Source organism: Serinicoccus marinus DSM 15273, assembly GCF_008386315.1.
In the GTDB taxonomy this organism is placed as follows: Bacteria; Actinomycetota; Actinomycetes; order Actinomycetales; family Dermatophilaceae; genus Ornithinicoccus; species Ornithinicoccus marinus.
This window is the reverse complement of sequence record NZ_CP043808.1, coordinates 1,897,008-1,910,003: the sequence shown is the minus strand read 5'-3', so window position 1 is coordinate 1,910,003 and position 12,996 is coordinate 1,897,008. Positions and strand designations below refer to the sequence as shown.

Sequence of the window (12,996 nt, the reverse complement as noted above, 5' to 3'; positions counted from 1 at the left end):
GAGGTGCCCTCAGGAGCCTGTGACCGGGAGGGGGATCGGCGTCCGGCAGGGGCGTCGATCCAGTGCTGTCCGGCCGGATCCGGGACCCCGCCAACTACCCACTTTGTGCACGTGTTGCGCACGTCCTGTCGTTGTTCTGCGCACACCCGCCTCCCTAGGTTCGACGGGTCAGGGTGACGTAGGTCACCCGACATACACCTCAACGGAGAGGACAGTTCATGCATTCGAATCCGCGACGACGCTGGTGCGCAGGTCTTGCCGCCGCGCCCTCGTTGCCTCAGGGCTGGCGGCCACGGTGCCGGCCATGGCGGCACCAGGGGGCTCGAGCCGAGCCTGGACGACAAGATCGACGCCCAGGTCGACGAGCAGTGGCGAGCGGGGCGGGCCGATGTCTGGGTGCGCTTCGCCGCGCGTCCCGACCTGAGTCAGTTCTCCACGATCCAGGACTGGGACAAGCGCGGTCAGGCCGTCGTCGATGCTCTGCAGGCATCGGCCGACGCCAGCCAGGCCGACCTCAAGGAACAGTTGGACACGCAGGACGTGGACTACCAGGCGTTCTGGGCCACCAACTCCATCCGGGTCGGCGGCGCGGACCTGGACCTCGTGACCTCGATGGCCTCGGCCGGCGGGGTGGAGGGGATCTACCCGACCCTGACGATCGAGGTGCCGGACCTCAAGGAGGAGGACCAGCAGATGGCCCCGGCGGCCGTCGAGTGGGGGGTCGACGACATCAACGCCCCGGCGGTGTGGGAGGGCCTCGGCATCCGGGGCGAGGGGGTCGTCGTCGCCTCGATCGACACCGGCGCCCAGTTCGACCACCCCGCCCTGGTCAACGCCTACCGCGGCAACAACGGTGACGGCACGTTCGACCACAACTACAACTGGTTCGACGCCGCGGGCACCTCGCCCGACGCGCCCGCCGACAACGACGGGCACGGCACGCACGTGACCGGGACGATGGTCGGCGACGACGGCGGGGACAACCAGGTGGGGGTGGCGCCCGGGGCGAGGTGGATCGCGGCCAACGGCTGCTGCCCCACCGACGCCGCGCTCATCGCCTCGGGCCAGTGGATGCTCGAGCCGCGCGACCTCGAGGGTGAGAACCCGGACGTCTCGAAGCGCCCCCACGTCATCAACAACAGCTGGGGCACCCAGGGCCCCTCGACGGCCCCCTTCATGGAGGACGTCATCGAGGCCTGGGCGGCGAGCGGCCAGTTCGGCGTCTTCGCCAACGGCAACAGCGGCCCAGCCTGCGAGAGCGCCGGTTCGCCCGGCAGCCGCATCGTGGCCTACTCCGTGGGCAACTACAACAGTGGTCACACCATCTCCGGGTCCTCCGGACGCGGTGCGGGTCAGGACGGCGAGATCAAGCCGAACATCTCCGCACCCGGCAGCGCGGTCCGGTCCTCGGTCCCCGGCAACGGGTATGCCGTCTACTCGGGCACCTCGATGGCCTCGCCGCACGTGGCGGGCGCGGTGGCGCTCGCCTGGTCCGGGGCGCCCGCCCTGGTGGGCGACGTGGACGGCACCCGAGGGCTGCTCGACGGCACGGCCGTCAACACCGAGGACCTGCAGTGCGGTGGCACGGCCGAGGACAACAACGTCTTCGGCGAGGGACGGCTGGACGCCCTCGAGCTGGTGAACTCGGCGCCGATCGGCGACGCGGGCACCCTGGAGGGCACCGTCACCGACGCCGCCAGCGGGGACCCGCTGCCGGACACCTCGGTGGACATCGTCGGCCCGATCGAGCGCAGCACGCTCACCGACGAGGAGGGCACCTACCAGGCCCAGCTCTCGGCGGGTGACTACGACCTCACGATGAGCAAGTTCGGCTACGCCACCGCCACGGCGAGCGCCACGGTCACGGCGGGCGAGACCACCACGGTGGACGCCGCGCTGGACCCGGTCGCGAGCGGTGCGGTCACCGGCACGGTCACGGACGGCTCGGGATACGGCTTCCCGCTGTATGCCCGCGTCAGCGCCGAGGGCACGCCGGCGGCGACCTTCACCGACCCGGAGACGGGTGAGTTCTCGCTGGACCTTCCCGAGGGGGAGACCTTCGACCTCACGGTGCAGGTCCAGTACCCGGGCTACACGGCGCCGACCGTCGAGGCCACCTCCGGTGACTCCCTCGACGTCTCGGTCCCGGTCGACTCGGCCACCTGCATCGCGCCGGGGTACGACTTCGTCGTCGACGGTGTCACCGAGAGCTTCGACGAGACCACCGCGCCCGAGGGCTGGGAGGTCGTGGACAACGCCGGCACCGGCGAGGTCTGGGCCTTCGACAACCCGGGCGGTCGGGACAACCTCACCGGCGGCGAGGGCAACTTCGCCGTCCTCGACTCCGACTTCTACGGCTCGGGCGGATCGCAGGACAGCCTGCTGATCAGCCCGAGCACCGACATGTCGGACCTGTCCGAGCCGGTGGTCGGCTTCCGCCAGGACTGGTATGCCCTCGGTGACGACCTCGCCGACGTCGGGGTCAGCCTCGACGGTGGCGAGACGTGGACCACGGTGCTGTCCCAGGACGCCTCGGTGCGTGGGCCGGACGAGCAGGTCATCCCGCTGCCCGACGCGGCCGGCGAAAGCGACGTCCGGGTCGCCTTCCACATGTACCAGGCGGAGTACGACTGGTGGTGGGAGGTGGACGACGTCTTCCTCGGCAACCGCGTCTGCTCGCCCACGGGCGAGGGCGGCTACGTGGTCGGCAACGTCTACGCCGAGGAGGACGGCACCGGCGTCGTGGGCGCCACGGTGACCAACCTCGACGTGCCGGAGGAGACCGCGCTCACCACGGCGACGCCGGCGGACGAGAACCTCGACGACGGCTTCTACTGGTTGTTCTCGGGCACCCCGGGGACCCACCCGTTCGAGGCCAGCGCCCGCGGCTACTCCTCGGTCACGCAGGACGTCACGGTGGAGGACTCCGCCGCCGTCCGGGCCGACTTCAGCCTGGGGTCCGGCTTCATCGAGGTGGACACCGACGAGATCGAGGTCTACCAGCCGCTGGGCTCGGAGCGTCGCCACCGGGTGACGTTCACCAACACCGGGTCCGGCTCGGCCGAGGTCACGCTGACCGAGCAGGCCGGCGGGGTGGAGATCCTCCGCGTCGACGGCAGCCGGGACACGATGGGTCCCGCCGCCGAGGGCGAGGGTGGTGAGGTGGTCTCGCTGGACGTGGAGACCTCGCTCGGCGCCGCAGCCTCCGGCATGGGCAAGGCCGGTGCGGCCGACCCGCTGCGGGTCGCCGCCGATCCCTGGACGCCGCTGGGCAACTACCCGCGCGTGGCCATGGACAACCGCGTCGTCAACCTCGACGGCACCTGGTACACCCTCGGCGGGACGACCGGCACGGCCGCCTTCGCGGACGTGAACCGGTACGACGCCGAGGGCATGGCCTGGACCGCGGTCGCGCCTCTGCCTGAGGCCGCCTCGGCGGTCACGGCAGGATCCGTCAACGGGCAGATCGTGTCCAGCGGCGGCTGGGTCGACGGTGGCGTGTCCACCGCCACCCACGTCTACGACGCCGGCGCGGACGCCTGGACCGGCGGGGCCGACGCCCCGGTCGCGGTCTCGGCTGCCGGGACCGCCGTGGTGGACGGGCTGCTGTACTCCGTCGGTGGGTGCACCACCGCGGACTGCCTGCCGGCGACCGACGCGGTGATGGCCTACGACGCGGGAGCGGACAGCTGGACCCAGCTAGCCGACTACCCCGTGGCGGTCGCCTTCGCCTCGTGCGGTGGCGTCGACGGCCAGGTGATCTGCGCCGGAGGCAACGACGGAGCCGGCGGCATCGCCGACAGCTACGCCTACGACCCGGGTGACGACTCCTGGACCGCGCTGCCAGACGCCCCGGTGGACGTGTGGGCCGGGCAGTCGGCCGGCGCCAACGGTCAGATGATCGTCAACGGCGGTGTCCAGGGCGGCGCGGTCACGAACGCGAGCTTCGCGTTCGACGGTGCCAGCGGCGACTGGGTCGAGATGCCGGCCAGCAGTGCGGCCGTCTACCGCGGAGGTGCCGCCTGCGGCATCGCCAAGGTCGGCGGGTCCACCGGTGGTTTCACCCCGATCGACGTGGCCGAGCAGCTGCCCGGCTACGACGACTGCGGCGCCACCGGCGCCGACGTCGACTGGCTGACGGTGGACCCGATGGAGTTCACCATCGAGCCGGGCGACCGGGTGCGGGTGCGGGTGACCACGGACGCCAACGTGGCGCAGCCGGGTGACTACACCGCGGGCATCGGCATCCGGACCAGCACCCCGCAGGACCTGGACCCGATCGACGTGACGATGCATGTCAACCCGCCGCGCAACTGGGGCAAGCTCCAGGGCAGCGTGGAGGGTGTCGAGTGCGACTCCTCACAGGTCGGGCTGGGCGGTGCCGTCGTGGACCTCACGCCGCGACGGGGCGACCACGCCGGCTACAGCCTCATCACCGAGGAGGACGGTTCATACGCCTACTGGGTGTTGACCAACAGGTACCAGGCGATCGTCGCCAAGGACGGCTACCGACCGACCGTGGACGAGATCCGCGTGCCCCGCGGGCGGATCGTGACGGAGGACTACGCCCTCCGCAAGATCGGCTGCTGAGCAGGCGCTGACACCGGCGTATGCCGGTGGTGGGCCCGCCTCGACCACGGTCGGGGCGGGCCTGCCGTCTGCTAGAATGATGAATCGACCAGTCGGGCGCCACGGCGTCCGACGTGCAAGAGGGGCTCAGCCCCCACCCGCGCCGACCTCCGGGTCGCCGGGTCCGACACGGTCCGCCACCGCCTCCGAGCGGCGGCTGCAGCGCATACCTTCGGGTGTGCGTGCTGCGCCGGACCGTGGGGGACAGGCCTCTTGCGCACCCAGGTGCCAGGAGGCCTTTCTGGTGCCCGGGGTCGTCAGACACGACGACGAAGGAGCAGGCACATCAGCGAGCCTCGCATCAACGACCGCATCCGGGTCCCGGAAGTGCGGTTGGTGGGCCCCAACGGGGAACAGGTCGGCATCGTGCGCGTCGAGGACGCGCTACGGCTGGCGGCCGAGGCCGACCTCGACCTGGTCGAGGTCGCCCCGATGGCGCGCCCCCCGGTCGCCAAGCTCATGGACTACGGCAAGTACAAGTACGAAACCGCCATGAAGGCCCGGGAAGCCCGCAAGAACCAGGTCAACACGGTCATCAAGGAGATCAAGCTCCGTCCGAAGATCGACGACCACGACTACGGCACCAAGAAGGGCCACGTCGTGCGCTTCCTCAAGGCCGGCGACAAGGTCAAGGTCACCATCATGTTCCGTGGCCGCGAGCAGTCCCGGCCCGAGCTCGGCTTCCGGCTGCTGCAGCGCCTGGCCGAGGACGTGGCCGAGCTCGGCCACGTGGAGAGCGCCCCGAAGCAGGACGGCCGCAACATGGTGATGGTGCTCGGGCCGACCGCCAAGAAGGCACAGGTCCGGCAGGCCAAGCGGCGCGACGCCGAGCGCACCCAGGCCGCGTCGGACGAGGCCACGCTCGCCACCGACCCGCAGTGAGGTGCGGGGCCAGCGGCCCCGGACCCACGGCATACCCCAGGACCACGCCCGGCACCCCGGGCGGAGACGACGAAGGAGATCGGCTCATGCCGAAGATGAAGACCCACAGCGGTGCCAAGAAGCGCTTCCGCGTCACCGGCTCCGGCAAGATCATGCACCAGCGTGCACGCCACGTGCACAAGTTCCAGGAGCGCACCAGCCAGGCGGCGCGCCGGCTCGTGAACGACAAGGAGGTCGCCCCCAGCGACGTCCGCAAGGTCAAGAAGATGCTCGGCCTCTGAGCCGGCACCCCTGAAACTTCCCACCCCCAGCACTAGTCAAGGAGTACTCACGTGGCACGCGTGAAGCGGGCGGTCAACGCCCACAAGAAGCGTCGGGTCGTCCTGGAGCGCGCCAGCGGTTACCGCGGGCAGCGCAGCCGGCTCTACCGCAAGGCCAAGGAGCAGGTCACCCACAGCCTGGTCTACAGCTACAACGACCGTCGCGCCCGCAAGGGTGACTTCCGTCGCCTCTGGATCCAGCGGATCAACGCCGGTGCGCGCGCCAACGGCATGACCTACAACCGGTTCATCCAGGGCCTCAAGGCCGCCGGTGTCGAGGTCGACCGCCGGATGCTGGCCGAGCTCGCCGTGCACGACGAGGCGGCCTTCACCACCCTCGTCGAGCTCGCCAAGGCCAACGTGCCGGCCGCGGGCGAGAAGGCCGAGTCCGCCGCCTGAGCCACGGCACACGACGCCTGACCCCGGCACCACCGACGCCCCGGCGCATGAGCGACCCCGACCAGCCGCTGCTGAGCAACCCTCGCAGCGAGCGGGTCCGGGCGGTCGCCGCGCTGGGGCGTCGTGCTGCCCGGGAGCGCTCCGGCACCTTCCTGGTGGAGGGGCCGCAGGCCGTCCGGGAGCTGCTGCGGCACGCCGCGGGGCGGGCCCGGGCGGTCTACCTCACCGACGAGGCGGCACAGCGGCACCGCGAGCTGGTCGACACCGCCGTGGCCGCCGGGCGGCCGGTCCACCGCTGCACCGAGCCGGTGCTGGCGGCGATGGCCGACACCGGCTCGCCCCAGGGTGTCCTGGCGGTCGCCGAGCGGGTCGACGTCCCCCTGGCGCAGGCGCTGGACGCGGTGGGGGAGGACGGGTTCGCGGTGGTGCTGACCCACGTGCGCGACCCCGGCAACGCCGGCACCGTGCTGCGCGGGGCCAGTGCCTTCGGGGCCGACGCGGTGCTGGTCAGCGACGCCTCGGTCGACGTCCACAACCCTAAGGTCGTGCGCTCCACGGTCGGCGCCCTCTTCCACCTGCCGGTGAGCGTGGGCACGCCCGTCGGGGAGCTGCTCGCGGCCTGCCGGGAGCGGGGCATCCGGCTGCTCGCCGCGGACGGCTCCGGCGAGACCGTGCTGCCGGACGCCGGGCTCACCGGCCGGCACGCGTGGGTCATGGGCAACGAGGCCTGGGGGCTGCCGCCGGAGGTGAGCTCCGGCTGTGACGCGCGGGTGCGCATACCCATCACCCGCGCCGAGTCGCTCAACCTGGCCATGGCGGCCACCGTGTGCCTGCACGCCTCCGCCACCGCGCGATCCCGCCTCCCGTGATCCCGTCCCCGACAGGGCGACGCCGGTGGGGTGTCGGACGAAACCCGGTCGAGGGGCGGACCGGTCCGCACCTAGACTGGCCGCCGTGTCTGCAGCCGATGCCCCCGACCCGACCGACGGTATGCCTGCCCCCCACGTCCCCGATCTCGCGCCCGAGACGGTCGACGGTCACGTCATGGGGGCGCTGATCGCCATCGAGCGGGCCGCCGACCTGGACCAGCTCAAGGACGTCCGTCTGGCGCACGCGGGTGACCGGTCACCGCTCGCCCTGGCCAACCGCACCATCGGCTCGCTGCCGGGCTCGGAGAAGGCCGCGGCGGGCAAGCTTGTCGGCCAGGCCCGGGGCCGGGTCAACCAGGCCCTCGCCGCCCGGCAGGTCGAGCTGGAGGCCCAGCGCGACGAGCGGATCCTCGTCGAGGAGGCGATGGACCTGACGGTCGCCCCGGGTCGTCGGCCGCTCGGCCGACGGCACGTGCTCACCGTCACCGCCGAGCGGATGGCCGACGCGATGGTCGGCCTGGGCTGGGAGATCGCCGAGGGGCCGCAGGTCGAGGCGGAGTGGTTCAACTTCGACGCGCTCAACTTCGACAAGGACCATCCCGCGCGGCAGATGCAGGACACCTTCTTCGTCGACCCGGCCAAGGCCGGGCTGGTGCTGCGCACCCACACCTCGCCCACCCAGGCGCGGTCGCTGCTGGACCGCGGCGTCCCGCTCTACGTCGCCGTCCCCGGCAAGACGTTCCGCACCGACGAGCTGGACGCCACGCATACCCCCGTCTTCCACCAGCTCGAGGGCATCGCGATCGACGAGGGCCTGACCATGGCCCACCTCAGGGGCACGCTGGACCGGCTCGCCGAGGCGATGTTCGGCCCCGGGATCGTCAGCCGGTTGCGCCCCGCCTTCTTCCCCTTCACCGAGCCGAGCGCGGAGATGGACTTCCGGTGCTTCGTCTGCCGCGGTGAGGACCCAGGCTGTCGGACCTGCGGCGGGACCGGCTGGATCGAGTGGGGCGGCTGCGGGATGGTCAACCACAACGTGCTGCGCGCGGCCGGGGTCGACCCGGAGCGCTACCAGGGCTTCGCCTTCGGGATGGGCGTGGAGCGGACCGCGATGTTCCGCCACGGCATCGCCGACATGCGGGAGCTGATCGAGGGAGACGTGCGCTTCAACGCGCAGTTCGGGATGGAGATCTGATGCGGGTTCCGGTCGACTGGCTCGGCGACTACGTCACGCTGCCCGAGGGCGTCACCGGCGAGCAGATCGCCGCCGACCTCGTGGCCGTCGGTCTCGAGGAGGAAGGCGTGCACACCAGCGGTGTCGGGGGCCCGCTCGTCGTCGGCCGGGTCCTCGAGATGACCCCCGAGGAGCAGAAGAACGGCAAGACGATCAACTGGTGCCAGGTCGACGTCGGAGCCGCGAACGGCACCGGCGAGCCGCAGGGCATCGTCTGCGGCGCCCACAACTTCGGCGTCGGCGACCTCGTCGCCGTCATCCTGCCGGGTGGGACGCTGCCGACCCCGCAGGGGCCGCTGACGATCAGCGCCCGCAAGACCTACGGCCACGTCTCGGCCGGCATGATCTGCTCGGTCCGCGAGCTGGGGATCGGGGAGGACCACGATGGGATCCTCGTGCTGCCCCGACTCCTGCCCGAGGGCGTCGTCGCCGGGCTCGCGCCGGGCGACGACCTCATCGGCGTCCTCGGGCTGGACCGCGAGACCGTCGAGGTCAACGTCACGCCAGACCGCGGCTACTGCTTCTCGGTCCGCGGCATCGCGCGGGAGTACTCCCACTCCACCGGTGCGGCCTTCACCGACCCCGCCTCGCTCGCCGTGGACACCGGCAGCGGCGAGGGGTATGCCGTCCGCCTCGCCGACGAGACGCCGCTGGAGGGGGTCGCCGGGTGCGACCGCTACCTGGCGCGGGTCGTGCGCGACATCGACCTGACCCGCACCACGCCGGAGTGGATGGCCCGCCGTCTCACCGAGGCCGGCATGCGGCCCATCGGGCTCGCCGTGGACGTCACCAACTACGTCATGCTCGCCCTCGGGCAGCCCCTGCACGCCTTCGACCTGGCCACGCTGCACGGTCCGGTCGTGGTGCGACGGGCCCGTCCGGGGGAGCGGCTGACCACCCTGGACGACGTGGACCGCGCGCTCGACCCCGAGGACCTGCTCATCACCGACGGCGGCGAGCGGGTGCTCGCGCTGGCCGGGGTCATGGGCGGCGAGGACGGCGAGGTGACGCCCGGCGTCACCACCGACGTCCTCATCGAGGCGGCCCACTTCGACCCGCGGACCGTCGGACGCACGTCGCGCCGGCACAAGCTGTCCAGCGAGGCGGCGAAGCGCTTCGAGCGCGGTGTCGACCCGGACGTGACGGCTGCCGCGGCCCAGCTCGCGGTCGACCTGCTGGTCGAGCACGGCGGGGGCACCGCCGACCCGGCGATCACCGACGTCGACCAGCGTGCCGAGCGGGCCGCGATCGAGCTCGACCTGACCATGCCCACCGCCTACGTGGGCGTCAACTACTCCTTCGACCGGGTGCGCGAGGTGCTCGTGATGATCGGCTGCGAGGTCTTCGACACCGACGACCCGCGCCGGGTGTCGGTGGTCGCCCCGAGCTGGCGCCCGGACCTCACCGACGCGCCGACCCTCGTCGAGGAGGTCGCCCGGGTCGACGGCTACGACAAGATCCCCTCCGTGGTGCCCCGCGCCATCGGTGGACGCGGCCTCACCCACGGGCAGCGTGCCCGCCGCGCCGTCGCGACGGCCCTCGCCGGGCAGGGCCTGCAGGAGGTGCTGACCTACCCCTTCGTCGGCGCCGACCGTTTCGACGAGCTGGGGCTCGCCGAGGACGACCCGCACCGGCAGGCGGTCCGGCTGGCGAACCCGTTGTCCGACGAGGCGCCCCTGATGCGGACCGCGCTGCTGCAGACCTTGCCGGAGGCGGTGCTGCGCAACGTCTCCCGCGGCAACCGCGACGTGGCGCTCTTCGAGATCGACACCGTCACCCACCCCGAGCCGGACGCGATGGCCCCGGTCCCCGGGGTCGGTGAGGTCCCCGCCGACGACGTCCTGGCGCAGATCCGCGGTGCGGTCCCGGCGCAGCCCTGGCACGTCGCCGTGATGGCGGCCGGGCAGGCCGACCGCGCCGGATGGTGGGGCCGGGGCCGCCCGGTCGACGTGGTCGACGTGGTCGGCTGGGCGCACGCGGTCGCGGACGCCCTCGGGGTCGAGGTCCGCCGGCAGCAGAGCACCCGCGCGCCCTTCCACCCGGGTCGCTGCGTCGACCTGACGCTCCCCGACGGCACCCGCGTGGGCTGGGCCGGCGAGCTCCACCCGAAGGTGGTGCAGCGGCTGGGCCTGCCGGACCGGACCAGCGCCGCCGAGCTCGACCTCGACGTCCTCGTGCGCGCCAGCGACCACCGCACGCAGGTCGCCCGGCTGTCCACCCATCCCGTGGCGACCTCCGACGTCGCGCTCGAGGTCCCCCGTGGGGTGCGCTTCAGCGAGGTCGAGCGGTCGTTGCGGGAGGGGGCGGGCACACTCCTGGAGAGCCTGGAGCTCTTCGACGTCTACGCGGGGGACCAGGTGGCGCAGGACAAGCACTCGCTGGCCTGGCGGATGCACTTCCGCGCCCCGGACCGGACGCTGACGACCCAGGAGGTCAACGCCGCCCGCGACGCAGCGGTGGGCCGTGCGGTCGCCGACCACGAGGCGGTGCAGCGGTGACGCAGCAGCGGGTCGCCCTGGTCACCGGCGCCTCGCGGGGCATCGGTGACCTGCTCGTCCGCGCCCTGCTCGCCGACGGCTGGGTGGTCGTGGGCCTGTCCCGCTCCGGGGCGGTCGCCGACGGCGCGCGGGGTATGCCGTGCGACGTCACCGACGCCGACCAGGTCGCCTCGGTCGTCGCGGCGGTCGTCGAGCAGCACGGGCGGATCGACCTGCTCGTCAACAACGCCGGTCTCATCGAGACCGAGGTGCCGCTGTGGGAGTCCGACGTGGACGAGTGGTGGCAGGTGATGGTCACCAACGTCCGCGGCCCCTATCTGCTCACCCGCGCGGTCGTGCCGCACATGATCGCCGCCGGCGGCGGCCGCGTCGTGAACCTCAACTCCGGGGCCGGCACCCGCGAGCGGGCCGACCTGACGGCATACTGCGCGTCCAAGTCGGCGCTCGCCCGGATCACCGGCGGGGTGGCGCAGGCCGGCGCGGAGCACGGCGTGCACGCCTTCGACCTGGCGCCCGGGGTGGTCGAGACCGACATGACGCACTCCATGCGGATGCACGAGGGCCGCACCGAGTGGACCGCCCCCGAGGACGTCACCGCCCTGCTCCTGGCCTTCGCCGAGGGGGAGCTGGACGGCTTCTCCGGGCGGATGGTCCGGGCCGGCGCCGACGACCTCGACACCCTCCGCGAGTGGTCCCGCCGTGGCCTGGGGGAGGGGGCGCGCATGCTGCGGCTGCGGCCGTGGGGTGAGGATGACCCGCTGGCCGCGCCCCGGTGAGCGAGTTCGGCGTCCGGCTCGGGTGGGCGGACCTGCCGGAGCGGGTGCACGACTGGGCAGAGCAGGTGCTGGGCGCGCGGGTGGTCCGGGCCGAGTCGCAGCCCACCGGCTTCTCGCCGGGATCGGCGGACCGGGTGGAGACCGCGGACGGGCGGCGCGCCTTCGTCAAGGCCGTGAGCAGCGAGCAGAACCCGGACTCCCCGGGGCTGCACCGCCGGGAGGTCGCGGTGCTGCGCAGCCTGAGCCAGGACGGCCTCGCTGTCCCCGGCACTCCTGGGCGCCTACGACGACGGCACCTGGGTCGCGCTGCTCACCGAGGAGGTGGACGGTCGGCACCCGCACGCCCCGTGGAGCACCGCCGAGCTGGCGGCCACGCTCGACGCCCTGGGCGAGATCGCCGGACACCGGGCGCCCGAGGCCTGGCCCGACCTCGCCGCCGAGCTGGCGGGCGAGTTCGGCTGCTGGGCACGCCTCGACGCGGACCCGCCGGAGCACCTCGACCCCTGGGTGACGGCGCGGCTGGACCAGCTGCACGAGCTGTCGCGGCGCACGGTGGACCGGCTGCGTGGCGACGCGGTGGCCCACACCGACGTGCGGGCGGACAACCTGCTGGTCCAGCCCGACGGACGGGTCCGCGTCGTCGGCTGGCCCTGGGCCTGCCGACGCTGCGCGCCTTCCAGCGGTCCCGCGGCGAGGCGGCGGTCGCTCTCCTGCGCGAGCTCTGGCCGGACTGAGGTCCACGACCGCGTCTGGACGCCCCGAGGTCACTCGCGAGCCTGTTCGAGGAGGCTCCCGGATGACGAACCGGCGGCCAGAGCGGCCCAGCCGACACGACCGCATACTCATGCAGTGCGCTGTATAGTCGTGCAGCGTGACCTCCATCCCCATGACCCGCGCCGCGCGGCACCAGCGCATCTCCGACCTGCTGGAGCGGCACGCCGTCGGGTCCCAGGGACAGCTCCTGGACCTGCTCGGGGAGGACGGCATCTCGGTCACGCAGGCGACGCTGTCGCGGGACCTCGTCGACCTGGAGGCGGTCAAGGTCCGCCGCGGCCGCCAGCTGGTGTATGCCGTGCCGGGGGAGGGCGGCGACGCGACGCCGCGCCCGGCCCAGGACGCGGGGGAGGTCAGCCACCGGCTGGCGCGGCTGTGCCAGGAACTGCTCGTGAGCGCACGCTCGGTGGGCAACCAGGTCGTGCTGCGCACGCCCCCGGGGGCGGCGCAGTTCCTCGCCTCGGCGATCGACCGCAGCGACGCCCCGGACATCCTCGGGACCATCGCCGGCGACGACACGATCCTGGTCATCACCACCGACCTCGACGGCGGCCCGGCGACCGCCGAGCGGCTCCTCGGACTCGCCGCGGAGCCCGAGCACTGAGACCGCGGTCC

At 72.8% G+C, this 12,996-nt stretch carries 10 protein-coding genes; all 10 read left to right on the top strand.

Annotated features, from left to right (window positions below; translation table 11 throughout):
• Positions 1–255 precede the first annotated feature (255 nt).
• The 10 genes from FU792_RS08925 (at position 256) to argR (ending at position 12,985) form a co-directional block, all read left to right on the top strand.
• Complete coding sequence (locus tag FU792_RS08925; protein WP_149814703.1) at positions 256–4,590, top strand: S8 family serine peptidase; 4,335 nt, start codon at positions 256–258, stop codon at positions 4,588–4,590.
• 264 nt (positions 4,591–4,854) lie between these two features.
• On the top strand, positions 4,855–5,511 hold the full coding sequence (gene infC / locus FU792_RS08920; RefSeq protein ID WP_084485215.1) for a translation initiation factor IF-3: 657 nt from the start codon (positions 4,855–4,857) through the stop codon (positions 5,509–5,511).
• Between the two features lie 86 nt (positions 5,512–5,597).
• Positions 5,598–5,792, top strand: coding sequence for a 50S ribosomal protein L35 (gene rpmI, locus FU792_RS08915; protein ID WP_022925542.1), 195 nt, complete (start codon positions 5,598–5,600; stop codon positions 5,790–5,792).
• A 51-nt stretch (positions 5,793–5,843) separates the two neighbouring features.
• On the top strand, positions 5,844–6,230 hold the full coding sequence (gene rplT / locus FU792_RS08910) for a 50S ribosomal protein L20 (protein ID WP_022925541.1): 387 nt from the start codon (positions 5,844–5,846) through the stop codon (positions 6,228–6,230).
• A 47-nt stretch (positions 6,231–6,277) separates the two neighbouring features.
• Positions 6,278–7,099: a TrmH family RNA methyltransferase gene (locus tag FU792_RS08905; protein ID WP_022925540.1), complete on the top strand. Its 822-nt coding sequence runs from the start codon at positions 6,278–6,280 to the stop codon at positions 7,097–7,099.
• Between the two features lie 121 nt (positions 7,100–7,220).
• Complete coding sequence (gene pheS, locus FU792_RS08900; RefSeq protein ID WP_022925539.1) at positions 7,221–8,294, top strand: phenylalanine--tRNA ligase subunit alpha; 1,074 nt, start codon at positions 7,221–7,223, stop codon at positions 8,292–8,294.
• Positions 8,294–10,831, top strand: a complete 2,538-nt coding sequence (gene pheT, locus FU792_RS08895; protein ID WP_022925538.1) for a phenylalanine--tRNA ligase subunit beta — start codon at positions 8,294–8,296, stop codon at positions 10,829–10,831. Before pheS ends, pheT begins: the two co-directional genes overlap by 1 nt.
• A complete protein-coding gene (locus FU792_RS08890) occupies positions 10,828–11,607 on the top strand; it encodes an SDR family oxidoreductase (RefSeq protein WP_022925537.1) in 780 nt (259 codons plus the stop codon). The genes pheT and FU792_RS08890 overlap by 4 nt, the downstream gene beginning before the upstream one ends.
• Positions 11,604–12,341, top strand: coding sequence for a hypothetical protein (locus FU792_RS08885; protein WP_149814702.1), 738 nt, complete (start codon positions 11,604–11,606; stop codon positions 12,339–12,341). Before FU792_RS08890 ends, FU792_RS08885 begins: the two co-directional genes overlap by 4 nt.
• Positions 12,342–12,493: 152 nt before the next feature.
• A complete protein-coding gene (argR, locus tag FU792_RS08880) occupies positions 12,494–12,985 on the top strand; it encodes an arginine repressor (RefSeq protein ID WP_028131116.1) in 492 nt (163 codons plus the stop codon).
• Positions 12,986–12,996: the final 11 nt, after the last annotated feature.

What these genes read in the sequence shown, in the direction of transcription:
- FU792_RS08905 (WP_022925540.1), top strand. Translation starts at nt 6,278, where the DNA reads ATGAGCGACCCCGACCAGCCGCTGCTGAGCAACCCTCGCAGCGAGCGG.
- argR (WP_028131116.1), top strand. Translation starts at nt 12,494, where the DNA reads ATGACCCGCGCCGCGCGGCACCAGCGCATCTCCGACCTGCTGGAGCGG.
- rpmI (WP_022925542.1), top strand. Translation starts at nt 5,598, where the DNA reads ATGCCGAAGATGAAGACCCACAGCGGTGCCAAGAAGCGCTTCCGCGTC.
- pheT (WP_022925538.1), top strand. Translation starts at nt 8,294, where the DNA reads ATGCGGGTTCCGGTCGACTGGCTCGGCGACTACGTCACGCTGCCCGAG.
- pheS (WP_022925539.1), top strand. Translation starts at nt 7,221, where the DNA reads ATGCCTGCCCCCCACGTCCCCGATCTCGCGCCCGAGACGGTCGACGGT.